Source organism: Prolixibacter bellariivorans ATCC BAA-1284, assembly GCF_000621705.1.
Taxonomy (GTDB): Bacteria; Bacteroidota; Bacteroidia; order Bacteroidales; family Prolixibacteraceae; genus Prolixibacter; species Prolixibacter bellariivorans.
Genome location: NZ_JHXO01000007.1, coordinates 53,060 through 78,532 on the forward strand (window position 1 = coordinate 53,060; position 25,473 = coordinate 78,532).

Below are 25,473 nucleotides of genomic sequence, written 5' to 3' on the forward strand. Positions count from 1 at the left end.
TAAGATGAGATTGACAAAAGTACTTTTAACTATACTTGTTATTTTCGGGATAAACCTGCCTTCTTTTGCTCAGAGTGATGATAATCTTATCGTCACTCCTGAGCAACCTGTTCAGGGGGAAAATATACAAATCAAATATCGACCGGTTGAAGGACTGAAGACGAGTAAACAGGTTAACGGTGTAATTTATTTGTATAATAATTATCGATGGACTGCTGGTGATCTTCAGCTGAAAAGAGAAAACGGCGTATGGATTTCGACGTACCCTCTACCGAAAGATTGTGGTTTTTTTGCGCTAAAATTTGAGGGAGATAGTTTGAGTGATGTCGGGAGTGGAGGAAGTTATGCCAGATTTGTATACGAAGCCGACGGGCAAAAGGCTCAGGGGGCTTATATTGGCTGGGGATTAATTCGTTCGCCAGGGTATGGTCATCTCATCCCGGGATATACAACAGAAAGTATTTCAGATACGGCAACGTATTTCTGGATTAATCAGGAAATAACGTATCATCAGAAAGAAGCGGCTCCGCTATTTGCTTATGAATATTGCCTGGCGCTAAAGAAATCGAAAATGTCAGATGCAGAGAGCAAGATAGGTCGCTGTCTGAAATACTTGCAGAATAATCCAACGGAAAGGAATTTGCTTTCGGAAGAGGCAATATACAGAAATGTGTTGGAACAGAATCAGAAGGCAGATTCGGTTCATCAAATCAATATGGAAAAATATCCATCAGGAGCACTTAATCGGTTCGCTTCTTATCGTAAAGCGCTGAACGAAAAGGATATGGCTACCCAAAATAAGTTAATGCGAAAATTTCTTGTTGAATTTCCGAAAAAACCGGCAGACGAAAGGTTCAATGATGATAATGTGATTTCATACGATAACATTTATTTTAGTTTGCTTTTTTCTGAAGTTTTCAAAAAGAATTACAACGCCCTGTATGAATATCTGCCAAAATTGTCCTTGGGCGGGTTGGTAAATGTTTATTATAAAATCATTACGATTCCGCACAATCGCAAGGCTCTTTCGGACGATTTTTTGTATCCATATGCCGACAGTCTTGTTAAGCAGATTTTAAAAGAGAAGAATGACAAACCTTTTCAATATCGCTTTCTTTCTCCTAAAGAATGGAATCGCAAATTTGAAAAGATGCTGACACAAGAAGTTCTGCTCACACACGTAAGTTTGCTGCGCAATTCGGGCCATATTAGCGAAGCTTTGTCATATGCCGAGCGTGCACAGAAAGTACTTAATTATACTGTGGCCGGTTTGAACGAAGATCTCTGCTATTTGCTTGAACAAGAGGGTAAACAAGGGGAGCTGGATAGTGTCCTTCGCAAAAGCATGTATCATAATCAGGTCACTCCTTATCTGATTGACCTTTTGAAGAAAAACTATGTTGCGAAAAAAGGTTCGGCAGCCGGGTTTGATGCGTACATGAGGTCATTAAAGAAAACGGAGTCGGCCGGTGAAATCTCCGAGCGGATTTTAAAAGATAAGCGGCGGGGAAAAATGCCCGCATGGGAACTGGTGGATGCCAACGGTAAGAAGATTAGCTCAAAAGATTTGTTAGGCAAAACCTATGTGCTCGATTTCTGGGCGAGTTGGTGCGTGCCTTGTAAAGCTTCTTTTCCTGGAATGAAGTTGGCAGTGGAACGTTACAGGAATAAGTCGGATGTTGCACTCTTTTTCGTTAATACAGAAGAGTATTTGCCTACTTACAAGGAGGCGGCAAAGAAATTCATTACCGAAAAAAACTATCCGTTCCATATTCTTTTCGACAATAAGGTTGCAGGGGCCAAAGTTAACGATGAGTTATTTTCTAAAGTCTGTAAAGAATTTAAGATTTCGGGGATTCCGCAAAAAGTGTTTGTCGACAAAAAGGGAAATGTGCAGTTCATTTCAGTTGGCTATAAGGGAAGTCCCAGCGAACTGGCCGATGACATTTCTGAGCTGATTGAAGCAACCAAAAAGGCAGCTGCAAAATGAGAATGACAGCCATTGTTGCAGCTGTTTTGTTTCTTGTTGCAACAAACATTCCGTATGTCGGTTGGGCAAAGGGGGTGACTGATTCTCTTTCGTATAAAACGGAGGATGTACACTTTTGCAATGCTGATTCGAGTATTTGTTTCGGAGGAACATTATTGCTCCCTGATTCGACCCGTAAAAATCCGGTGGTCATCTTTGTTTCGGGAACCGGAAAACAGGATCGTGACGGCACAATGGCCGGTCACAAGATGTTTAAAACCATTGCCGGGTATTTGGCCTCCCGGGGAATCGCATCGTTGCGAACGGATGATCGCGGTGTGGGAGAAACAAGCGGGGATTATGCAAAATCGACAACCGCTGATTTCGCCGATGATGTTATTACTGCTATCGCTTACTTAAAAAGCAGAGCAGATATCGATCCGCAAAATATCGGATTAATTGGGCATAGCGAAGGCGGCGCTGTTATTTCAATTGCCGCTGCAAAGTCGAATGATGTTGCTTTTCTTGTTAGCTTGGCGGGACTTGCCACCAATGGATTTGAGGCTCTGAAAAAACAGAATGAGGTTCTTGTGGAGAAATCAGACTTGCCGGACTATGACAAAAAGCGGGCAGGAGAAATCAATACGCTGATGTTTGAAACGGCTTATCGCTATGCTTATTCGGATAGTTTAGGTCAGAAACTGAATGAAAATTACGAAAGATGGAAAAAAAAGGATGATGAATATGTAAAGAGGCTAAATATTCAAAACGATCATTTCCGTTTTTCCATTTATGGGTATACGAAGGAGGCCACAAGTCCCTGGTATAGGTATTTTATTCGTTACCAACCGGATAAATTCCTAAGTAAGGTCAGAATTCCGGTTCTGGCACTGAATGGTGATAAAGATATTATGGTGGACTGTAAGGAGAATCTGGCTCATTGGAAAAGGTATTTGCAGAAAGCCGGCAATAAGGATGTCACTGTCATGGTACTTCCGGGATTGAATCACCTGTTTCTGCCTTGTAAAACCTGTACCCAGGAAGAGTATTCACATTTAAAAGAACATTTTTCTCCTAAAGCTCTTCAAACAATCGGAGATTGGATTGTCAGTCATGTTCAGTAACCGGTTTGTTTGCGTTGGCAGCAACTCCGTTGTACTATAAATCCAACGGGGAGATTTTTATACTTGGGGCATCTGCATTCACGCGGTGACCGGTAGAGCGATCGCGTAATAGAGAAATGTTGATATACAAGAAATTTATTCGAATGATAATGAAGGAAGATAATGTTCAAAATATACGTTGGAATCTGTTCCGGCGACTGGTTTTCTTTGTTCTTGGGGGCATTCTCCTGATAACAGGAAATGCTAAAGGGCAAACAACCGACGGGGGATTTTTGCCAACCGATTCTTGTGTTAAAATTGGTCATCTGCCGAATGGCTTTACCTATTACATTCGAAGAAATACGGAGCCGAAAGACCGTGTGACAATGTATTTGGTTAACAAAGTAGGCTCAATTCTGGAAGATGAAGGTCAACGCGGTCTGGCGCATTTTATGGAACATATGTCCTTTAATGGCACAACACATTTTCCCAAAAACGAGTTGGTCGATTATTTGCAGAAGGCAGGGGTGCGTTTTGGAGGCGATCTGAATGCCTACACAAATTTTGATGAAACAGTTTATGAGCTGCCGATACCTGCCGACGATCCAACGCTGTTGCACAACGGATTTCAAATTATGCGTGACTGGGCGCAGGACGCAACGCTGAGTCCGGTGGAGATTGAAAAGGAACGAGGTGTAATCCTCGAAGAAAAGCGGCTGAGAGATGGAGTACAACAACGCCTCCGGGATCGGTACTTCCCGATAGTTCTTAATGGATCGAAATATGCGTACAGGGTTCCTATTGGTCTGGAAAGTATCATAAAAGATTTCAAGTACGAAACGCTGCGCAGGTTCTATAAAGATTGGTATCGTCCCGATTTGCAGGCTTTGATTGTGGTTGGAGATATTGATGTACAAGAAACAGAAAAGATGATTGTCGATATGTTCTCCGACCTAAAGATGCCTGCAAAACCGAGAGAAAGGAAAATATATACCATTCCTTTGCTCAACAAGAATCAGTTTTTTAGCGCAACTGATAAGGAATTGCAGACAGAGACAATTGAGGTTTTGGTTAAACACCCGGAAGAGATTATAAAATCGGATGATGATTTTCGTAAGGCCCTTATTCTTTCCCTGTTAAACCGGATGTTAGGATCTCGCTACTATGAATTAAGTCAACAAGCCAATCCGCCGTTCATACAGGCCGGAGCAGATATAACTTCGTTCATTGCCAACCTGGAAGTGGCAGATGCCCAGGTTTCGGTGAAACCTGGCGAAGAGGAAAAAGGCTTCAAGGCTTTGTGGACGGAAATTGAGCGGATTCGCAAATTTGGTTTCACGAAAACCGAACTGGAAAGAGCGAAGAGCGATCTGTTGATGGCATATGAATCCAGTTACAAAGAGAAGGATAAAACACCTTCGGATACGTATGTTAAAGAATATATGGATAATTTCCTGAAGGGAAATGCGATCCCCGGAATTGACTTCGAATATCAGTTTGTCAAAAAAGCGCTCCCTCATTTTACGGTAGATGATGTGAACCGGATTATGAAAACCTACTTCAATACAGTGACCAACCGGGACATTCTGGTAATGGCACCGGAAACCAGCAAAGGTAAATTGCCAAGCCAGACTGATGTTGAGCAGTGGATGAAAGAAGTGGCAGATAGCGCGTTGACACCGTACAAAGATTCCGTATCTGGTCAGACGCTATTGCCGAAAAAAATAACCGGCGGAAAAATAGTATCGGAGAGAGAATTAAAGGAGCTTGGGATAACAGAACTGAAGCTTAGCAACGGACTGAAAGTGTTATTGAAACCAACTGATTTTAAAGACGATGAAATTTCGTTTTTTGCCTACAGTCCTGGCGGGACCTCGCTATCCGGCGATAAAGACTTTGAGTCAGCTGATGCTGCTGCACGCCTGGTAAACAATAGTGGCCTTGGAAATTTCAATGCGATTGAGTTGAGCAAGTTCCTGAATGGAAAAAGAGTGAATGTTTCGCCGTTTATGAGTGAACGCTTTGAGGGGTTACAGGGCCAAATGTCGCCAAAGGATATGAAAACGGCTTTTCAAATGATGTACGGGTATTTTGAGGAGCCCCGGGCCGACTCGGTAGTGTTCACAGGGTTGCTGAGCAAAGAAAAAGCAATACTCGAAAACCGCTCAAACAATCCGACGTTGGTTTTTCGGGATTCGGTATCCGCCATACTCGGGAATTATAATATTAGGAGAACCGGGCCAAGCGTGAAGAAACTAGATGAGATTAATATCAGCAAAGCCTTTTCAATTTACAAGGAACGGTTTGCCGATGCCAGTGATTTTACGTTCGTTTTTGTCGGAAGTTTTAAGGTTGACTCCATAAAGCCTTTTGTCGCTAAGTATTTGGGGGCACTTCCGCAGCTTAACCGGAAAGAACAAGCTTGCAATTTGAATATTCATTTTCCTTCCGGCAGAATAAAAAAGGAGATTTTCAGCGGGATTGATAATCGGTCAACGGTTGAGCTGGTTTTTAGTGGGAAATATAACTATACAACGTTGGAAAATACAAGGATGAATGCGCTGTCCAGAATTCTTACGATTCGTTTGACCGAAGATCTTCGGGAAAAGGAAAGTGGCGTTTACGGGGTTGGAGCGTATGCTCATTACAGCAAGTACCCTGAAAACAGGTATTCGTTATTCATTTCATTTAGTTGTAAGCCTGGCAACGTGCAGAAATTGATTGATGAGACCTTGAAACAGGTTAAGGAGCTTGAAAAGGAAGGACCGAGTCTCGTCGACGTGAATAAGTTTAAAGCAGAGCGAACCCGCCAATTGGAGGTCTCATTGAAAAGCAATGATTTCTGGTTGAATTATTTGGGACAGAAGTGCCTGGACAACGCCCCTTTGGATGATGTGCTTACATATTCCGAATTGGTGAATAGTGTAAAACCTAAAGATGTCAGGAAAGTAGCCCGGGACTATCTCAGTGGAAAGAATTTTATTCAAATCGTGCTTTATCCTAAACAGGCAAGTAACTAATGATTGATTGTCGTCACAGATACTTGTGGCAAGAGTTAACATACCTGTTTTTATTAACTCTCTTGCACACAGGAAAGACATGTAAGTTTTGATTTTAAGCAAAGTTCTCATAGTTTTTTACGTTTAACGAAAAAGTTGTGACCCTTACTGTTAGGGTTGCAACTTTTATTTTGTGACAATGATTGATGTGTGGCCGAAGGATCACTTTGACTTGTCCTTTTGGTACTTTTATGACAAGATAAAAGTACAGGAAGAAGTTCTTCTAATAAAAAGAATTTAAGCCCATAAAAAGCCCCTGAAAACGCATTCCAGGGGCTAAATAAAGATAGTGATATACTAACGCGGAGCGAAGGTTGCTTTTGCCAGCGCCTCCTTCATGTCTTTGCCGGGACGAAAGCGGATATTCACCGATTTAATGTTTTCGGCGGTACACTCCGCTTCGGTGTCCGAGCCGGCGCTGTTCAGGGTGAGGTTAAACGTACCCCAGTCGCCCATGCGGACGGAGTAACCATCCAGCAGGAAGCCGATAATCACCGACTGTAGTTCGTCGATGACCAGGGAAGCCTCGCCACGGCTCAGCGTGGTGTTCTTGGTGAGTGCTTCGGCAATCACTTTCTCATTTTTCAATTCAACGCGACTAGGCACGATGTACCATTTCTTCGCCGCTGCGGTATCCCGTGGGTTGACCCGCTGGACTTTCGAAAATAATATAGACATTGGATCTGCTTTTTTTAAATGATCGGATAAGCGTATCCTCCCTTAACAGGGAAGATGGCGCAAATAGTAATTGATAGTAGAATCGGAGTTTCCTCGTGTAACCGTGGGGGAACTTCAATAGGGAGATTCGGTAACGAACCGGGTCCTGCCCGGCGAGAGAAAAGGGGCCTGTATACGATTAGCAGGCCCGGAAGCCGGTCTCCGGAAATCCACTCACGAAGAACAGGTACCTGCAGGGGTAGGGGCTATGTGGTCGCAAGTGGATGACGATTTTTAGTTTAGGTCTCATAATCTGGTGGTCTGAATCAGGAAGTAAATTAGTGAATTTTATGGATATTCTACTCCCGAAATGCAGAAAAGTGTATCAAAATATTAAGATAACGACGAGATGAAGAAGTCGCCGGATTGAGAAGCTCATCTCAAATTAAGTTGAACATAAACAAACGTTTTCTTCCTGTAGTGAATTAATCGACGAAAATTCTGCTTGCTGCTGAGTTTACAATATTTTGTTAATTTGGCAAGACCTAAGACCAACAATTGAAGATAAATCCAGTTTGTAATTGGTATAAAAGAAATGTTGAAATACATTTACTCCTACGTGGTAACCAACTTAAATGAATGGGAGTTTTAGATAACATATTTGGGAGAGCTAAGTCGCGAGTTGTGGCAAAAAATAATCGCCCAGGCTTTGAGTCAATGACCGAGTTGAGTCAGATTTCCGTTATCTTCGAATGGATTTTCAATCCGGATCCCAGAATATCCCACGACTGTGCCGAAACGATCCACCGACTACTGACATCTCAAAAGGCATTCAAAAATAAGTCTTTATATCACACATTAAGGCATATCTCTTTAAGGAAAGAAGATCTGCACAGGTTTGGCGCTTTTAAGGCTGATGTTCAGAATAGCTTGTTCTGTGTAGCTTCGATGAATAGCAATGGTTATGTAAGGGAGGAAGCCCTGGTGCATCTGATTAAATCTCCTGGAGAAGAGACTTTCCCTTTTATCCTTTTTCGATTAGCCGATTGGGTTCCTGCCATCAGACAGACTGCTAAAAACGGTATCAGTGAACTAATCCAACAACGGGAGCTACAATTTCTTATTCGTCATCATAAAATCATTGACTGGTTATTGAAAGTTGAAAGGGAGAACCTTCGGGATATTCATGCGGAAATAACCGAATCCATTTTTGCCGACGGGAACATCGAACGAATCATCCGGGACATTGAAGCTTATGAGGAAAGAGATCGCTATTTTATATTCAGAAATTTAATCTTGCGCGACAAATTAGACGGTCAGATACTGGAGAAGATTTTGACCGACAAAAATTATTTGATTCGTTTGTTAGCGGTCCGGAATATGGACTTAGTTGAACGTCCTGAAATCTTAAAAAGGCTGTTGAACGACAGAAGTCAGAAAGTACGGCATTATGCGATCGGTAAGATTCCTGAGCCCCAGTTGGGCAAATTCCGGACAGAACTGTGCGATATGCTCTTTGACAATTCAACGGCCATAAGGACTATTTCCCGCGCACAACTATCAAAAATCAGCAGCATAAATTATCCTGAGAGGTACCGGGAGGAGATTCGAAAGAATCCAAGACCGGGGAATATCATCGGGTTGTCAGAAGTTGGCGATAAAACCGACATGAACATGTTACGTGCGTTCCTGAAGTCAGATTCTTCAAAACTTCGGGCTGCCGGACTTTTTGCTATTTCGAATTTGGATTACGATACGGCGAAGGAACAAGCCTTTGAGTTACTCAACGATTCTGCCATTATGGTAAAATGGACTTGTTCCCATATTATTCCCAAAGAAAGATTATTCGATGATTTGCCGAAGTTGAGAAGTATTTATGACCGGGGAACAAACGATACAAAACGGTTCGTATTAAAGATTTTGAGCCGGTATGGCGGATGGGATATTGCCGGTGATTTTCTGAAGGGAATTAAAGAGACAGATGAGAAAATAAGCCAGACCGCGTCTGCATTTCTCAATGGGTGGTACAACTACTCAGTCAGACTAGGGACCGCACAGAAAGAAACCGACAAAGAGTATGTAATGGGAATTTACAGGGATTTGAATACAGAGACGCTAAGCCTTTCCAATGACATAAAGAAAATAATAGACGAGATTCCCTTTATTTTTGGGCAGAAATGAAAAGCTGCTGGCTACCTATCTATTGTACCAAGTCATTTTCGCTAAGATTACACTGCTACGACAGGCAAAACACCATTCCATAATTGTATAATAGAATAACCTGTTGTTGTTGTTGTTGTTGTTGTTGTTGTTGTTGTTGTTGTTGTTGTTTGGTAATGAGGTTTATATGGTTGGTGTTGATGACTATTGATGCGAATATACTAAATATGGTGCGTTGGTAAATACTAAAAAACGTACTTTTGCATGTACTAAATATGATACGTGAGTATAAACTAAATATCCTACAGTTAAAGGTAGTGATAATATTCTTTTCACTTAATTGGGGATTGTTATGGCAACACCGAATGAAAAATTGGCCGAAGCGCTTGCTGAACTTAGGAAGCTGCAAAAAGAGAATGACATTGCTATTATCAAGGCTTCCGAGCTAAAAGCTCCTCATAAAAAGTTACTGAAGGCAAACGGGTTCGTCAGGGACGTCATCAAGGGATGGTATATTTCGTGTCGCCCCGATGAAAGAGCGGGGGATACAACATCCTGGTACATGTCATTCTGGGATTTTATTTCCCGATATCTCAATGAGCGTTTTGGTGACAAGTGGTGTTTGTCTCCGGACCAATCATTGTTGCTTCATGGCGGAAGCCGGGTTATTCCTAAACAGCTTTTGGTTCGTTCACCTTTAGCAAATAACAATGTTGTACAGCTTCTACACGGAACTTCCATTTTCGATCTTAGGCTTGATATCCCTGCCCAAACTGCCTTGGTCAACAGTAACGGATTGCAGCTTTATCCCCTTGAAACAGGTCTGATAGCCGTTGGGCCGGATTTTTTTGCCCGGCATAGTACGGATGCCAGAACGTGTCTGACCATGGTTAAAGACGCGTCGGTAATACTATCTCAACTTCTGGATGGGGGGCATAGTGTGATTGCCGGAAGATTGGCCGGAGCTTTTCGGAATATTGGGAATTCCCGAATAGCCGATAATATCCTTAAAACGATGAAATCAGCCGGGTATGACGTTCGGGAAGAAGATCCATTTGAAGAAAGATTGCCGGAACACCTTCTGAGCAGTCGGGAAAGTTCACCATATATCAGTCGTATAAAGTTGATGTGGCACCAGATGAGAAAAGTTGTGCTGGCGAATTTCCCGGAGCCCCGGAAATTACCTTCTGATATTGACGCCTACCTGGCAATGGTGGAAGAACACTACACTAAGGATGCTTATCATTCGCTGTCCATCGAAGGATATCGGGTGACAACCGATCTGATTGAACGGGTGCGGGATGGGAGATGGAATCCCAGGGGCAACGAGGCGGACAGGGATACTCGTAATGCTATGGCCGCTCGTGGGTATTATCAGGCATTTCAGGCTGTAAAAGAGAGTATACGTAGAATTCTTGAGGGCGAGAATGCCGGAGAAGTTGCAGATGCCGATCATGGAGATTGGTATCGTGAGTTGTTCGCTCCCGGCGTTGCTGCAGGATTATTAAAACCAGCCGATCTTGCCGGTTATCGAACCAGTCAGGTTTATATCAAAGGTTCAATGCATACGCCACTTAGTCCCGAAGCAGTGCGCGATGCCATTCCTGTTTTGTTTGAGTTGTTGCATGCAGAAAAGAATGCAAGTGTCCGGGCGGTTCTTGGTCATTTTATTTTCGTTTATATCCATCCTTATATGGATGGTAATGGTCGGGTAGGACGTTTCTTGTTCAATGCCATGCTGGCCTCAGGCGGATATTCATGGACTGTTATTCCTGTTGAGGAGCGGGATGATTATATGGCAGCCCTGGAGCGTGCCAGTGTTGATGGAGACATTTCTGATTTTACCCGATTCTTAGGAGCATTGGTGAAAGGAAACACCGGGTGATTTGTTATTTGCTTCTCTAAATATCCGGTACAAAGACGTCTGTTCAACAGGTGCTGTGCATTGGGCTTCTCCAGTATTATTTTCATATCCCCAATCCCGATGGCTATCGGGAGCATTCGGGTAGGAGTGGGGCCAGTGTGCGGTTAGCAGGCCCGGAAGCCGGTCTCAGGGAATCCACTCACGAAGAACAGGTACCTGCACGGGTGGGGGCAATGTGATCGCAAGTGGATGACGATTTTTAGTTTAGGTCTCATAATCTGGTGGTCTGAATCAGGAAGTAAATTAGTGAATTTTATGGATATTCTGTCTTCCCCCCAATGTTGTAAAATAGAGCAGGTTATATCTCGAATTTCACTTTGAGTCGTATTGACTTTATTAAAATTATTAGCTGGTTTTATTGCATAATTAGTCAGTTGTTGTTTGATAATGTTCGCTAGGAAGAAAATTGAGGACGTATTAAAGGTCCACGCTTTTAGAAGGTTAAGTGCTCGCAATAAATTGGAAGTGGTTATTGATATGATTTATAAACATATTAAGGCGCACATATTCATGCTGTTACGTAGGATTTGTTGATATTTAAATGTAGAGATACTTGTGTTTTAATGTAACTTAAGTATCTAAAATATATGTCGTTATGTCTGTTAAAATAAGACTGATGCCAAGAGGTAAAAGAAAACAAAAGCACTATTGGATTGTAGTTGCTGATGCTAGAGCTCCTCTCAAAGGTAAATTTATTGAAAAAGTCGGTCTATACAGAACTTATACAATCCCAAGCACCTATAAGTTGAATTTTGAACGCGCGTTATATTGGTTACGTGTTGGTGCTCAGCCAACTTATACCGCGAGGTCAATTTTAAAAAAGGCCGGGGTTATTTATAAAATGCATTTATTGAATGGAGTAAAGAAGGGAGCATTTAGTGAAGAATATGCAGATAAGATCTTCAAAAAATGGATAGATAATAAAAATGCCGATTTTGACAAAAGTTCTATGACGTATGCGAAGCAGCATATTGCAAAGATGCTCATTAGTAGTGGTGAAGTTCCAACAGTTAAAAGTTCGATAATTGAGGGGGAAATGAAACGGTTGGGGAAACGACATTCAATTATCTCGGAGGAGAAATTGAAGTTGATTAATTATCGAATGACTTCTGAACTGATACTGATTGTAAAAGAGAATTTCGATATTGCTAACCATATCACTGAACAAGAAAAGACTATGCAAACGATTACTGAGAATGAAAACGCCTACAATCTTGGAGTAGAGGTGTATCTGGCGCACGAGGGAGATGACAAACTATATGCAGACAAGGAATATGATTTAAAAATTGCAGTTAAAGTTGACGATCCCTTGAAAAGAGACTCTTTATTGAAGCAATTTGTTGTGATAGTCAATCCAACAAGTTCTTATCTAGAAGGACCACCATTTAAAAAAATAGAATTTAATTCAGAAAACATTGGTGAGTTTGATGTTAAGTTTACACCTCAAAAATTGGGAGCTGAATTTATTGAAATTGAATTTCTACAAGACCTTGAAACTATAAAGAAAATCCCCATGACTTTCCAGATAATAAGTTCTAAGTAGTTATGAAAAATACCCCTGACGAGAAAAAACCCTATCTGTTTGAGGAATCATCTATAACAATAGCTGCACAAGAATCTAAGATAAAAATTAGAGAACTTGCTACCAGAGATGAGTTGTTTATCATGGTTTCAATTAAAGGAGATTCAGATGATGATTATAAAGATTTCATGATTAGCTTGCCTTTTGAAAGGTATGAAATGCAAAAGCTCAGGAATGAGATTAGACTTAGATATGACCAACTAAGAGAGTTGGAGTTTGAGAGTGACGATAGTGAAGATTTGAAAAGAAGGCATGCACTCTACCGTAGGCTTGCTGTTGATGGAGACAGATTAAGAAAAAAATTGTCAATAAATAAAGAAGGTGAATTTAGTGAATTGTGGGAATATTTATTTGACCGATATGTGGTTGATCCCGAGGTTATTATAGTTTATTCTGAGATGTTTATAATTCCGTATGAATTTTTAACGGATTTGGAGAAGTTTTCAAACGATTTTGATAGTTTCCTTGCCGCCCGGTTTAGATTTCGGAAGCGGGCTTCAGGTGTTAATAGCACTAATAATTGTACCAAAGGAGATAAAAAAACGATTCTTTGTATTTATTCCAAAAGTTTGCCCGGAATTGAAGATGAGGAAGTGAATTATTATCGAAGTCTCGAATCTGATGGCCTTATAAATCTTTATACTAGATGTGAAGAGGATTTTGGGAGCGAAGAAGAGTTGACAGAAATAATAAAGAGTACACAATTTGATATATTACATTTTGCATGTCATTTCAAGCATGAAGATGGATATGAATCTTATATGGACTTCGGAGATGGGCAGACAAGATATACAAGACATGAGATATCATTAATTGAGGAGAAAATATTAACTGGAAAGATCATATTTCTAAATGGCTGTAAAACAGAAAACAGTAATGTTGAAGAAGTATTTAATTTTACTAGAGAGTTTATTAATCGAAAGGTTTCAACTGTAATATGTGTTGATATAGAGGTTCCCGATGTGATTGCGAATAGATTTTCTATGGAGTTTTATAGAAGAGTTTTTAATGGTAACCAAGGCAATATAGAATTAGATAGAGTCCTTTTTGAATCATCGAAGCAGATTCATAGACAGATGAAAGATATTGGTGGCTACTTTTATTCAATTTATGGAAATACAATACTAAATTGATTATCATGAGCAAGAAAGTAACTTTGTTTACAGAGAAGTATGACACTAAAAGAGGAGACAATAAGTCTCTATTTTCAAAGCGAGTTCCAACCACTATAGAACTTGAAGAGTTACAAAAAAATATAATAGAATTCAATGAAAATATTTCGATAATAATCGAATCGTTGAAAAGTGATGAATCTACGGATTTCCTGCTGGATGAAATTACTATAAACGCTGAGATTGGATTAAGCGGTTCTGTTGGCTTTATGGGTACAGGAGTTTCAGGCGCGGCGAAAGCCGGGATTTCATTCACGCTTAAAAAGAAGTGAGCTTTATTAATTGTACAAAGAAGAATATTAACCATCCGCATTGTAATAAAACTCATTTTAGATGGGGCAAAAATTAATTGACTTAAACTTATATATCTCTAGGGGTAAGTTTTTTATCAAGTTAAAAAAACTTACCAATTTGTATTGGAGACTGTTTGTTGAGCTAATTTCATTTTTAGATATAGATGACAATGTGATTTGTTATATAGAAAGGTTTGGTTCCCGAAATAAAAATTGATAGCTGATGCTAACAAGTTGTAATATGTCAGGCGGGGGCCTTCTCTGTTTAGTAAGTCGACCCAGTATCTCCCTTAGGCGATAGGTGCGTGAGCCTGTCAAAGTCGCCCGGGCCAGCGGTGGCGGAAATGGTTTCCCTAAGGAATTTGAACCCTCCCAAACCCAAACCGCATCTCACCTCCGGGCGAAGCTGAACTTTACGGCCGGAGATGAAGAACTTTACGCCGAAAGATGAAGAACTTTGTGGACGAAGATGAAGAACTTTCTGCGTGAAGTTGAAGAAGTTTCCCGACAAAGATGAAGAACTTTCCCTGGCGAGATGAAGAAGAAAATCCAGCGCTCTTGAGTTGAGCTTCCCGCGGCGGCGAGATGCGCATCTCCGGGCCAGGGAAAAATCCCTTACGACTACCAGCCGCATGAGGTTATAAGGTTTCTTCACAAATGGTACTAAGGATCTTCTGTAAATGGTTATAAGGTTTTGCTCCATATAGTACTAAGGATCTTCCGCTGGTAGATATCATGTCCTGTTCCGGGTAGTTACCTTATCCTTCCAATGGTAGGCGTAAGGTACCACCAGGTGATCGCATAATCTCATTTTTCCGCCCTTCCGGTTGCAAAAGCGTGGCTATGACTCCATACTATCCTATTACCGAAAAGTTGCCCCACATCTTAATGAACCGCTGTATACGCTCCTGAGCAAAGCGAAAGGAGGGAGCGTCGCGTACGTACAGCTCGACTTGTGAAATCAGAATCTCATTTTACAGGGTAAATGTGAGAGGGTCTCCGATAGGTATTTAGCCTATCGGCAGCCTACTCGATTGTATGCCGTTTTTATTCCTTTCTAGTGTTGGCGAGAAAACTCCTTGCAACGACAGGAACAAGGATGGCAATGGGCAAATTTCACTGGTCATATTACTTTCTTAATTAGTGTATATACAGTTTTTTCAATGATTTCGACGAAACATCAAAACTGTTCTTCTACCATTTTAATGAGATCGTTATCTTCTTCAATTATCCAGTGGTCAAGCCCAATTAAACTTCTAATCTTCTCCTGATATTCGTTTGGAAATGAATTGATATTAAAACCTGAAAAGGCTTTGATTAATTCATGTCCTTGCCAAAGACTCTTGTGATCTGTAGCTTTTATGCTTTTTGACTCTGCCGAAGGGAAAAGAAGCTTAATATCAGGGATTTTCTTTTTTACCAGAGGGTAAATAATAAATAGTCCATCATAATCCCAATCGCAAGAATAAAACACCGGCAATCCTCTTAAATTTACATAGTCTAGTTTTGACACGTTTTTACCACCTGCATACCAAAGTTCAATATTATGTTTTCTCGGTTTTGATGGCTTTTTCAGGAAATCAAGATTTTCACATAGCACTATAGCTTTGGGGTCCTGACATTCAAGAACGTACTTATACTGTTGATCTTTGTCATCTGCCAATTCTTCAATGCCAAGTACTTCTTTTACAGCATCTATCAACGAATCTTTATTAAGTAGATACTTTTCGTTTTTGAAGAACATGGATGATACACCGCGAACAGATTCTTCGGCTTCTATCATTTGATCTCTAATCTCTAGGAGTTCTCCGCTTTGCATTTTCGAATCTATATCCATGAGAACTTTTATATCACTTTCCTCAAAACGTGTTTGCGGTTTTAGAAACCCTTTCAACTGAAGGAATTCCGAGTATGCTAAAAAGTTATCACGGTGGTACCTCTCATAGTACTCGTCATAACCATCACCGGAAATTAGAGAATCACCTACCTCGATGAGCTCTCTAGTACCAAGGATTGATTTAATCGTTGAATCCTTCTTTAAAGTAGCTTTTGTCTTTGTTTGACCGTGATGGTAAACTTCATTAAGTGATTTAAGAGTAATCCAATTCATGCTAATCAGTGTTGGCTGCTAGAAAGGTTGTTAAATCTTCTTTGCTCTCATTTGTTTTGAAATAGCTATTGGGTACAGGATAATTTTTGTATTTATCTCCTACACCTCGAAGGAGGCAATGCAGATACCACCCTTGCTCAGAATCTGACCCATAGGGTCTAGGAGTCATTGTAAGTATTTGATATCCAAACTTATTGGCTATATCTGGGAAGGTGTTGAAGTTGACTCGATCCAAATTTGCAGTTTCCTCTAGAATTAAGAATTTGATTCCCGGACGATTTTTTTCGTGTACAATAGACAGTCTACCAATACCAAGAAGTACAATAGCCGAGTAGCTTTCCCCTGTACTACCTGGTTTGTCCTGGTTATCCTCATCAGTAAACTTGGTTTTTAGCGTGAAATAGGTTTTGGGATTTAGCAAATCAACCAATTTGATTTTTTGGCCATATCCTGTTGCTTTCTGAAAAAAGTCCTCAACAAATGCCTCTACCGTTTCGCCAAATGCCAATTCCCCTTCTTTATATACCTCTTTGGCCGAGTGTTGCAACTTGTTAATCCAATTGATGTCGAAATCGTCATGAGGGTCAAATTTAATTTGAAAGTAGTACTGTTCACTAATCTTTTTCCCCTTAAAGAAGGTGTTCAATCGTCCAATGGTAGATCGGTATTCTTCGTATTTCCCCTTTGTTTGCTTGAAGATATTCAGCATAGTCTCATGAATAGCATCCATCATTTTTAGCCTTTCTCTATTGGCGCTTTTTAGAGCATCCTCAATGTTATCTCTGTGACCAATGCGTCCGAGTAAAGCAGCCTCTAACACTTCGAACACATAAGTTTTTTGATCCAGCTGTTCCTTGATCTCAATATTAAACTTTGTCTCTTCAAAATGATTGGCTAATGACTTATATTCCGTTACATAATCTTCCTTCTTGTCTGAAAGGTCATCCTCAAGATCCTGAATTGAGAAGTGCAAATAATCTTGCTCAATAATAGATGCGATATCCGTTTCAGGCAACGCTTTTAGCATCGCATTAGTATGACTATTGTATTTAGTTGTAGCTGAGTTGACATGTTCCTGAGTGGTAATCTTTGAACTACACAATTCCGGTAATCTGATTGAAAGATACTCTTCATCCTTTTCTCTTTTAATGAGCTCCTCTCTCAAATTTTGTTCTCTCTTTCGCCTTACAGCTATTGTGTTTTGTAATTGCATTAGCTGTTGGCTTAATTCTTCATTATCTGGTAAGATTGTGAGTTTTTCAGACACTTCTTTAAGTCTCAAATTATTGACATCAACCTGACATTCTATTTCTGAAATTTTTCGCGATAGGTTTTGAATAATGCCCAATCCCTTCTTCAACTCCTTTTGGACAGTGAAGTCAAGGACATCCTGATCCAGCTCGTAGTCAGTTTCGATTAGATATGATTGGAACTTTTGCCCTTTTTGAAATTTATCCAGTTCTTCTATTTCACTACTAAGTCGATCGATCCTTGATTGAAGTTCTTCTTTTTTACTACTCGCAGCATTGGTCAAATTTGCTTTGTCAGCAAAAACTCGTTTCTCTTTAGAAATAGGAACAAAATGATTTAGCCCTCCGGCATCAAACCAATAGCCCTTGTTCTCTTTGTCTTTATAAATCTTTTTCTCGTTCAATACCTCAAAGTCATCGACATACCTGATACCTTTCATTACCTGATCTGGTCTTTCCCAGTTAACATCAACTAACAACGAGATTAAAATGGTCTCCTGAGCCTCAGATAGAACTTGTTGCTCGTCAAGTAACTTAGAAAAAAGAGTGCCTTCTTTCTTCTTTGACAACAATTCAATTATGTCTTCTAATCCTTTGATTTTAATCTCAAGCTCCGTTTTGCGTTTGGATACTAATTCAGACTGTTCCGCTATTTTGTTGGTAATGTTTTCAATAGAACCATAGCGGTTATAGATAGTCACAAAGTGGTCAATCCTCCGCCTTATTTCTTTCTGGTCATATTGAGTGATATCTAAATCTTCCTTCTTTTCTCCCTCGATATCTGGTAACTCAATGCTCGACAATTCTTTAATTGTTCTTAGATCGGCACTTATTAAACTATAAATATCTTTGTACTCAGTTAGCTTGGGCAAAGCTGTTTCAGAGGATTCTAACAATTCTTTTGCTCTTCCCGCGATTCTCGAAAGTTTGGGATTACCATCTTTTAACTTGTTATGTTTTTCCGTTTCGAGTTCATAGAGGCGTTGTGCCCTTTTCGAAGCTTTTCGCGCTATATCCAAGTCGCTTCTCGATTGAATAAAATTGGCTAGCAACAGCTTTTTATTGGCTTCATCTCTAGCCTCCTCGTAATCTTTCAAGGTGGTCAGCCTACTTCGCTTAAGTGTTGTCCGGTCAATATATTCTTCTAACTCTTTGTAATCATTCAGAAGTTTATCAAGGCTTTCCTTGTGTTCTTCGTACTGCTTTTCAAAAGCGTCAGCACTGCTTTCAAACAAAAAGTCCTTAAGGCTTCTATCGTCTTCAGTATCCAGTGTCTTTGCCTTTGAAAAGGACTGAATAATCTTGGCGAAAGCATTTAAGTTTTCTTCAAGGACGAGATTGATGGGTAGTATTTCCTTATTATACAAAAATGAATACAGTTCGTTTTTATCCTCCCTGTAAGTGAAATGTCTGAGATAAACATTTTTGTTATCTCTCAGATGCCTTGAGAGTTCCTCTATGGAAGGTATCTTTTGATTGACAATGAAATCTTTGTGCAGAATTAGATTTTCCTTAGAAATTAAGAGCTCTGACAGTTCAATACTTTCTCCTTCGCGATAAGCTTTATCTAAAATCCAGAAAGAACGTAGGTGCTGACTCTTTTTACTTCTGATATTGACCCCCATTACCATGAAGCGATCTTTGCTCACCTCAATATTAATAAATGCGTAAGCATCGGTTGTTTTATAAGGAAGTGTGTGAATTTGTCGATCCTTCTTCTTGACACTCTCAGTGCCAAATTTGATTTTACTTTTATCAGCTATAAAAATTATTTGCAGTAAATCGGCTATGAGAGATTTTCCTATTCCATTACGGCCTGTAAAGTCTGTTCTGACAGGATGTAATAGGTAGTCTTGGTTGTAATGCATTACTACTCCTACGGTAGATATTGAATATATTCGTGGATATCGAATCATGATTTCTGCTGTTTGTAAGATTCGACAAACTCTTCAAATTTCTCTATTTCCTTCTCGTATAACTTTTGAAATCTGAGGATCGGCTCTTTTATAATGAAGTGTATTTCTTCTCCATCTTCGTTTAACAACCTCTGTACCCAACCAAGCTTTTCAAAATCTCTGATAACACTTTTAATAGACTTTATCGGGTTAGTCCACTCTGGGTTAGAGTACGTTTCCCGGTCTTCTCCAAACAGTAGCTTCTTGTAGAGGGCACTATTTTCTCCCTGTATTACTTCATATTCAATATCCTCAAATCGTATTTCTTTTGGATATTCGAAGTAACGATCGTAGAACATATTCAATAGCATCAAGCCGTACATAGTCTGAATCACGGTAAGTTCTTTACTCCTGGAAATCTTGTCCAATCGACCTCTCCCTTCTTCGGGAAAATCCAAGTAGTAAAATCGTCTTTCTGCAGCGACCCCTACTACCAATTCTAGACCATAAAGGATTCGATAATAGTGCTTTAAATCTCCATAAAACTGTGTGAGTAATTGAAATAGATAATATTGGTCACTTTGGACATGCCGCCCCCTCAGAAGCTCAATGTTTAAATCTGCAAAGTGTTCTTGTGCCAACGTTTCTGATAAGAAACTGAAAGGTGTTCTTACCCCTTCTTTAAAATCTTCATTTTCCATGTCCAGATATTTTCTAAGTCCCTTTCAGTAGGAAGTTCTTTCTTGATGCTCACCTTATAATCAGGATGGCTATTCGCAAACTGGAATAACTCAAACCCTACGTTCAAGGCTATTTCAGCATCCTCTTCATCTCTTAATATTTTGTAAAAGTGATCAGTGAAGTCTAGCTCTTTTTGTTCTCTAATTATATTCTTGTACTTCTTAACCAGCTTAGCAGAATTCTCTTGCCTCAACAACTCTCTCTCTACTTTCAAACCTTCTTGTTTGGCATATACGTCATCTATTACCGCCGGAATCACTTTATTTTCCTGCGTAATGAATGAATCATAGTAAGGCACATGAATGAATTTGAATTCTTCATGAGGAATACTCTTTCTAGGGAATTTTTCTGGTAAAGTGGGACCATCTTTGGTAAAGGCAGCTTCTTTCAGAGTAAACTCCAAGAACCTCTTCAAGTGAATTCTAAACCTAGAGTGACTGCGGAAGTTATTTTGAAGATTTTTAAGCTGACTACTGGCAAAGAGGGCTTTTTCAGTTAACTGAGCAAGGCGCTCATCTACTCTCAGAAAAAAGTCAGACACACTTTTCTTTATTAGTAGTGCCTCTTCGTATTCGTTTTTTATAGAATCGAACTCTTGTTTTTCGATTTCATTTTCAGGATGCTTATAAGATTCCAGTCTTTCATAATACATATCAACAACTGCTTGAATTTCTTGGTCCAATACGTTTTCAAGTCGAAGTGTATCCTTTATCTCTTCAGTTTTTTCGCCAATCCTATTGAAGACAGTCGTAAATTTTTCAGCAATTTCAATCGCCTTTTCAAAGTCTTGGTTCAGAATTGAATTTAGCTCATTAATTGAAGTATTGACTTCATCCTTTAGTGCATCCAGATGGTCAAGAACCGTTTGTTTAGTGGCCTTATGAAAGCCTCTTTCGTACCATCCTCTGAAATCATTGATGTTTTCTATACTGTCAGCTTTAAATTGAGCGTATTGTTCGAACGTCTTTCGTAAAGGGAATCTCTTATAGGGGCTATCAAGTTTATCTCTGATTAACTCAATAAATTTCACCGCATAGTCAGTCAACATAAACTTGTTTCTCTGACGCGGAGGGTGTTCAATAAAATAATGAAGGAGTACTTTCAAAATACGCTCAGTGTGAGGTAGGGCACCTGGCTCATTAGCATTTGCCTCAATTATAGCTCTTTCAATATCACGATAAGAGAAATATCGTGGAATCTCTTTGTCCTTAACCTTTTTGTGTAGTACAAAGATGATCATGCCTTGCTCTTTGGTAAGGATTAAATTTTTATAAAGCTCATTTACATCTTTTAAAAGTCGGCTCATAAATATTAATCTTTTAGCTTTTCCATAATGGCATACAACTAGTTTAAACGTGTACCAGAAGCAACATATATTTCCCATACGGGAGTGTTATGTGTACCTTTGGTATCTTATATTTCATAATCATCAAATCGATTATCTTTAAAATCGTATGGTATTAAATTCTTGGGACTTATTTGAATTCGAGTTTCAGGCATTTGCTCGGCTTTGCTGCTCAAGTTAATAAATTTTTACAGAACAAATGATACAGGTAGTATGGTCTTTCTGTGGATTTGGGAACTGTCGGCAACGCGCCAGGGCGAGGTGCAGAATCAACACAATACTTTTTCTTTATTCTTTCCATAAATGCAAAGGAAATTTTCCATTTCATAAGCTTTAAGTTCTTGTAATTCGAAAGGAAGTATTGAAGTGGGTACACATCTTTCTTTAGGAATTCCGCCAGAAAGTACTTTTTTTATTCCTTTAACAACACCACATTGGACATAGACCTGTTGAGGATAAATTTGCAAATTAAAACCGATTCTTAATGCTGTATCATAACTCCACAGATCACCGAGACGATAGATATCCTTTTTGACAGTCTCTGTTATACTAAATATGTCATCAAAAGAAGTACATCTTTTGATCTCTTCAATCTTTCTGGCTAATTCATCTGCTCCCAACATGCCTTTTCTATAACCAACTCGCCTTTGGTGCGAATGCATCTTCCCATTGGGTTCTTTCCCTGTTGAGGCAAACTCAATTGCGGTTTCTAACTCCAATTTTTCATAGAATTCCTTAGTCTGAGTTAAAAGAGGTAGAGCCTCTTCTTTATACCATATTACAGTTTTGAATAAATCCAAATACTTAAATTTTAGTTTATTTATTTAATGACCTCCTGAGCGAGAAACTTTGTTGCCCCACATCTTAATGAACTACTGTATATGAGGCCCGTACGCTGAGTGGTGGAGAGCCTCTCCCTGCTAGTAATTGCTAGTGGGGCGGGCTACTCGATTAGCGGCTGCCCTTCTTCTTGCATCTTATCTTGCTTTATATATTTTCGTTATAAAATCATAGCTGCTTAAATGTAAATCGTCTGATAAATGAGTTCTGCTTTTTAAGAATGGCTATCGGAATATTCTGAAGCACTCTAAAACTTTGTTTGTCAGATAAAGTGACGTTAAGATTATGTTTGAGATTATCCAAATCAGTAACTCCATGAATGGATTGTAAATACAGAGTAAGTTGTTTCGAGCTATTGTTTTCTTCTTGAATATATTCTTCAAAAGAAGGCATAAGTTTTTTGTAATCCCCTAAAGATAATGCAAGTAGAAACATGATTGCTGTCAACTCTTGGTTATTTGTATCTAATGTGTAAGTGAATTCCTCGTGTGCTTTGATTATCCTGAATATGTTTATGAATCTCTTAATTGCCCTTGGGTTATTTCCAATCACTTCCGACATATCTTGCATCAAAGCAATTTCATCATCAGTTAAGATCAATGCTTCTGGTTTGTCAACAAGAATTGTATTGTTTGCATTATTAGGGTTCAGGTTTGAAATAGCTTCTTCTTTCCTTGGGGCATTAATTTTTTCTTCAACATGTCCATTTTCAACGTACCTTCCTTTGTCAGTTTCAGCGATTTGTGCTTTGCTTTGGGCCAACTTCTTAATCATTTCCTTAACGCTAATATCCTTTGCATCTTTCAAGTGAAAAGGAACCTGAAAGATTTTTTCCAAATAATTTGAAGGCTCTATTATTTCAAGGTCTGAACCACTAGAATCATCTCCATTGAGCTTACCAGTAAATTGTAAAGCATGTTTTTTTATTAAAGCATTTTTAACCCAACGGGAATCAACACCGACAATAACAACAAACAAAGGAAACGCCATTAACAAATTTACCGCTTCTAATACCTGAACAACATTTTCTTCTGGACAGCGGTCTAGATCATCAATATAAAGAATGATTCTTTCAAGCGGCTTTTTAAAATTCCGTTTAAACTTGTCAGCATTTTTTATTTTCTCAACTTCTTGATTGTGGTCTGTAAATAAGCTGTTCAATATTTCAAAGTCCCTTCGGATAGTGGAAATAATTCCAAGGTGCTTTTTGTAGTCATCGCTTTTAGAACGCCTGTCAATAAATGAGTAAAGAGTTTCTGTTGTAAGAGCATTGTTTATTCTGAACTCTAAATCGGTCTTGATTGATTCAGCCTTTTGAATTTGCTCTGAAATCAACAAAACTTCCGACTTACCTTTTTCTATTTCCAGTTTCAATGCTTTTTCTCCTTGCTCAAATTTAGAAACTGCCTCGTTGATTTGTTTCTCATGTGCCTCTTTAATCTTCCAAAGAGAAGAAACAATAGGCTGAAGTTGTTTGTAAACGATTTCTGCTCTTCTCCAAATTGCACCTCCTGTAATTAACATTGAAAGAACTGCCTGTGGAATTAAAAAATTTGTTTTGCTTATTTGAAAAGAAAGCAGTTCAAGAATCAGAGGAATGCATATAATTACTAAAAGAATTACGGCAAGACATATCAGATTGGTTTGGATTTTATCTTTTCTGAAAAACTCTTTTAAAAATGTAATTCTTGATTTAGCAAGAAGATAGGTCTTTTCTGGATTGCTCCAATATTTTTCTGGTATAATTCTCTTTAAATCATCCTGAGTTTTTAAAGAGGACTCATTCTCGTTTAATACTTCTAAAATTTTTTCTTTGGCTTTAAACTCACTATTAACCTTCTCTACAACTTTCCAGACGGTATCAGTTTTTACTTTTTCAATTTTCGTTTCTAACTCATCATGGATGGTTTTTCTTTTCTGTTCAAGTTTTGTTATTTGTTCCTCAACTGAACTCTTTTTATGCTCAAGTATTCCTATTTCTTCCTTCGTAATTGAAAGTTGATTGGTAAGTTGCTTTTCAATTTCTTTTTTCTCTATCTCTTCCTTTTTGTTTTCAGAAATGTATTCGTTTAGTTCTTCAAAAATTTTAGTGACAATGCTTGCCCATAAATTAGAATCCATGTACGACCATGCGTTAAAATGTATGTGAGCAATACCTTCACAGTAAATTCCACTTTTATTTGTTGAGAGCCTTACAATTTGTTCCTTTAGTTTACGCATAAAGAAGCTTTTCCCTGAACCCCATTTCCCGAATAGTGCAATAGCTAGTGGCGGTTCAAAACTCTTTGCAGAAACTACCTTTGCAAAGGCATTTACATCCTTTGTAATTTCTAAATAGTCTATTCCTTTATCTGAATCACTTATTAGTCCTGCGATTGTATCTTTTTTAGGGGGTATTGGTGGGCGAAGGTCATTCCAGCGGTTTTTATCAAGTCTTGATAAAATAATTGTAGTATACTGAGGAGGAGCCTCTTGAACTGTATTCCTGAAAAAACCTAAATTTTCAAAATCTTCCCAAAGCCCAGTTATTTTCCATTCAACTTCTATAGTTGTGCCGTCTCGTTTGTTTTCAGAAACAACGCCAACAGCTTTTACTTTTAAGTAACTAGTTCCATTTGAATAATAAGTGGATTTTATTATGAGTACGTCATTGGCTCTTATGGAATTTATTATTTCGGAATAACTTTCATCCTCATGACCCTTTTCCCAAATTCCCTCTTTTATAAAACGGTCAGTTTGGTCATTCCCGGACCAATAAGCACCAACTAAATAAAATTTAGCATCAAGACTTTTAATAAAAGTTTCTGCATCCTCATTAATTATTTTATCTGTTGAGCTTTGTTCAATGACTTTCAGATGAAGTTCCCTCCCTTCATTCGAATTAGGAACGGAAATAAGTATGTTAGTTTCGGTAGGAAATTGTTGCTGAAAACGATTAATTACATCAACTGTAATTGAATAGCTGTCCTCCAATGATAAACCACCAACACCTGTTCCCATCAGTGGTATCCAAAGTTTTTTATCTTTAAACCATCCACGAAACTCTAATAAAGTCTGGAATAGGTTTTCCTCAAGATTTTTATTTGTATCAAGACCATTAACTGTAACAACAAAAAGTATTGCTTTTCTATTCTCTGTGAAAATTTGACTGAAACCAGGACTTAATTCTTCTTTGTTTGGCAAATCAAGTTCGGTATAGCCATATTCTTTTAGGACTAACCTATTTAACATTCCAGGTGATCCTACATTATCAATTGAAACAATAGCAATGTCACCCTCATTTGGTGAAATATTTAATCCAATTCTATGTGTTGAATTTATTGTTTCAAATTTTACCTTCATTGTTTCTGTTTGTCTATTTTATGATTTGCAG

At 38.9% G+C, this 25,473-nt stretch carries 15 protein-coding genes; 8 read left to right on the top strand and 7 right to left on the bottom strand.

The window, feature by feature from the left end:
• Window positions 1-4: 4 nt before the first annotated feature.
• The 3 genes from T426_RS0108075 (at window position 5) to T426_RS23120 (ending at window position 6,092) form a co-directional block, all read left to right on the top strand.
• A complete protein-coding gene (locus tag T426_RS0108075; RefSeq protein WP_027585510.1) occupies window positions 5-1,990 on the top strand; it encodes a TlpA family protein disulfide reductase in 1,986 nt (661 codons plus the stop codon).
• Entirely contained in the window at window positions 1,987-3,093 is a 1,107-nt protein-coding gene (locus tag T426_RS0108080; protein ID WP_025865897.1) for an alpha/beta hydrolase family protein, read from the top strand. Before T426_RS0108075 ends, T426_RS0108080 begins: the two co-directional genes overlap by 4 nt.
• A 143-nt stretch (window positions 3,094-3,236) precedes the next feature.
• Window positions 3,237-6,092 carry a M16 family metallopeptidase gene (locus T426_RS23120; RefSeq protein WP_199898715.1) on the top strand — a complete coding sequence of 952 codons (2,856 nt, stop codon included), beginning with the start codon at window positions 3,237-3,239 and terminating at the stop codon, window positions 6,090-6,092.
• 336 nt (window positions 6,093-6,428) lie between these two features.
• Here the strand turns inward: T426_RS23120 and T426_RS23125 are convergent, their stop codons facing one another.
• Window positions 6,429-6,809, bottom strand: coding sequence for an HU family DNA-binding protein (locus T426_RS23125; protein WP_025865895.1), 381 nt, complete (start codon window positions 6,807-6,809; stop codon window positions 6,429-6,431).
• Window positions 6,810-7,472: 663 nt separating this feature from the next.
• Here T426_RS23125 and T426_RS0108095 point away from each other — a divergent pair.
• From T426_RS0108095 to T426_RS0108115, 5 genes are all read left to right on the top strand, one after another.
• Window positions 7,473-8,969 (top strand): HEAT repeat domain-containing protein, encoded by a 1,497-nt coding sequence (locus T426_RS0108095; RefSeq protein ID WP_148303848.1) that lies wholly within the window; start codon window positions 7,473-7,475, stop codon window positions 8,967-8,969.
• Window positions 8,970-9,300: 331 nt separating this feature from the next.
• On the top strand, window positions 9,301-10,833 hold the full coding sequence (locus tag T426_RS0108100; RefSeq protein ID WP_027585511.1) for a Fic family protein: 1,533 nt from the start codon (window positions 9,301-9,303) through the stop codon (window positions 10,831-10,833).
• 634 nt (window positions 10,834-11,467) lie between these two features.
• Entirely contained in the window at window positions 11,468-12,415 is a 948-nt protein-coding gene (gene rpsP, locus T426_RS25020) for a 30S ribosomal protein S16 (RefSeq protein WP_025865893.1), read from the top strand.
• Window positions 12,416-12,417: 2 nt separating this feature from the next.
• Window positions 12,418-13,587, top strand: a complete 1,170-nt coding sequence (locus T426_RS0108110; RefSeq protein ID WP_025865892.1) for a CHAT domain-containing protein — start codon at window positions 12,418-12,420, stop codon at window positions 13,585-13,587.
• A 5-nt stretch (window positions 13,588-13,592) separates the two neighbouring features.
• Window positions 13,593-13,898, top strand: a complete 306-nt coding sequence (locus tag T426_RS0108115) for a Pepco domain-containing protein (RefSeq protein WP_025865891.1) — start codon at window positions 13,593-13,595, stop codon at window positions 13,896-13,898.
• A 1,201-nt stretch (window positions 13,899-15,099) separates the two neighbouring features.
• On the opposite strand, the gene T426_RS0108125 is transcribed toward T426_RS0108115, so the two are convergent.
• The 6 genes from T426_RS0108125 to T426_RS0108150 all read right to left on the bottom strand — a co-directional run bounded on the left by T426_RS0108125 (window position 15,100) and on the right by T426_RS0108150 (window position 25,442).
• A complete protein-coding gene (locus T426_RS0108125) occupies window positions 15,100-16,029 on the bottom strand; it encodes a hypothetical protein (RefSeq protein ID WP_025865890.1) in 930 nt (309 codons plus the stop codon).
• Window position 16,030: 1 nt separating this feature from the next.
• Window positions 16,031-19,195 (bottom strand): coiled-coil domain-containing protein, encoded by a 3,165-nt coding sequence (locus tag T426_RS0108130; protein WP_027585512.1) that lies wholly within the window; start codon window positions 19,193-19,195, stop codon window positions 16,031-16,033.
• Window positions 19,192-19,875, bottom strand: a complete 684-nt coding sequence (locus T426_RS0108135; protein ID WP_025865888.1) for a condensin complex protein MksE — start codon at window positions 19,873-19,875, stop codon at window positions 19,192-19,194. Before T426_RS0108135 ends, T426_RS0108130 begins: the two co-directional genes overlap by 4 nt.
• Window positions 19,845-21,221 carry a hypothetical protein gene (locus tag T426_RS0108140; protein ID WP_025865887.1) on the bottom strand — a complete coding sequence of 459 codons (1,377 nt, stop codon included), beginning with the start codon at window positions 21,219-21,221 and terminating at the stop codon, window positions 19,845-19,847. The genes T426_RS0108135 and T426_RS0108140 overlap by 31 nt, the downstream gene beginning before the upstream one ends.
• A 308-nt stretch (window positions 21,222-21,529) precedes the next feature.
• Complete coding sequence (locus T426_RS0108145) at window positions 21,530-22,060, bottom strand: hypothetical protein (protein WP_025865886.1); 531 nt, start codon at window positions 22,058-22,060, stop codon at window positions 21,530-21,532.
• A 208-nt stretch (window positions 22,061-22,268) separates the two neighbouring features.
• Window positions 22,269-25,442, bottom strand: a complete 3,174-nt coding sequence (locus tag T426_RS0108150; RefSeq protein WP_027585513.1) for a P-loop NTPase fold protein — start codon at window positions 25,440-25,442, stop codon at window positions 22,269-22,271.
• Window positions 25,443-25,473 lie beyond the last annotated feature (31 nt).

Bases quoted from the DNA above. Each gene is read 5' to 3' on its own strand.
- T426_RS0108075 (WP_027585510.1), top strand. From the start codon at position 5: ATGAGATTGACAAAAGTACTTTTAACTATACTTGTTATTTTCGGGATA.
- T426_RS0108080 (WP_025865897.1), top strand. From the start codon at position 1,987: ATGAGAATGACAGCCATTGTTGCAGCTGTTTTGTTTCTTGTTGCAACA.
- T426_RS23120 (WP_199898715.1), top strand. From the start codon at position 3,237: ATGATAATGAAGGAAGATAATGTTCAAAATATACGTTGGAATCTGTTC.
- T426_RS23125 (WP_025865895.1), bottom strand. From the start codon at position 6,809: ATGTCTATATTATTTTCGAAAGTCCAGCGGGTCAACCCACGGGATACC.
- T426_RS0108100 (WP_027585511.1), top strand. From the start codon at position 9,301: ATGGCAACACCGAATGAAAAATTGGCCGAAGCGCTTGCTGAACTTAGG.
- rpsP (WP_025865893.1), top strand. From the start codon at position 11,468: ATGTCTGTTAAAATAAGACTGATGCCAAGAGGTAAAAGAAAACAAAAG.
- T426_RS0108110 (WP_025865892.1), top strand. From the start codon at position 12,418: ATGAAAAATACCCCTGACGAGAAAAAACCCTATCTGTTTGAGGAATCA.
- T426_RS0108115 (WP_025865891.1), top strand. From the start codon at position 13,593: ATGAGCAAGAAAGTAACTTTGTTTACAGAGAAGTATGACACTAAAAGA.
- T426_RS0108125 (WP_025865890.1), bottom strand. From the start codon at position 16,029: ATGAATTGGATTACTCTTAAATCACTTAATGAAGTTTACCATCACGGT.
- T426_RS0108130 (WP_027585512.1), bottom strand. From the start codon at position 19,195: ATGATTCGATATCCACGAATATATTCAATATCTACCGTAGGAGTAGTA.
- T426_RS0108135 (WP_025865888.1), bottom strand. From the start codon at position 19,875: ATGGAAAATGAAGATTTTAAAGAAGGGGTAAGAACACCTTTCAGTTTC.
- T426_RS0108140 (WP_025865887.1), bottom strand. From the start codon at position 21,221: ATGAGCCGACTTTTAAAAGATGTAAATGAGCTTTATAAAAATTTAATC.
- T426_RS0108150 (WP_027585513.1), bottom strand. From the start codon at position 25,442: ATGAAGGTAAAATTTGAAACAATAAATTCAACACATAGAATTGGATTA.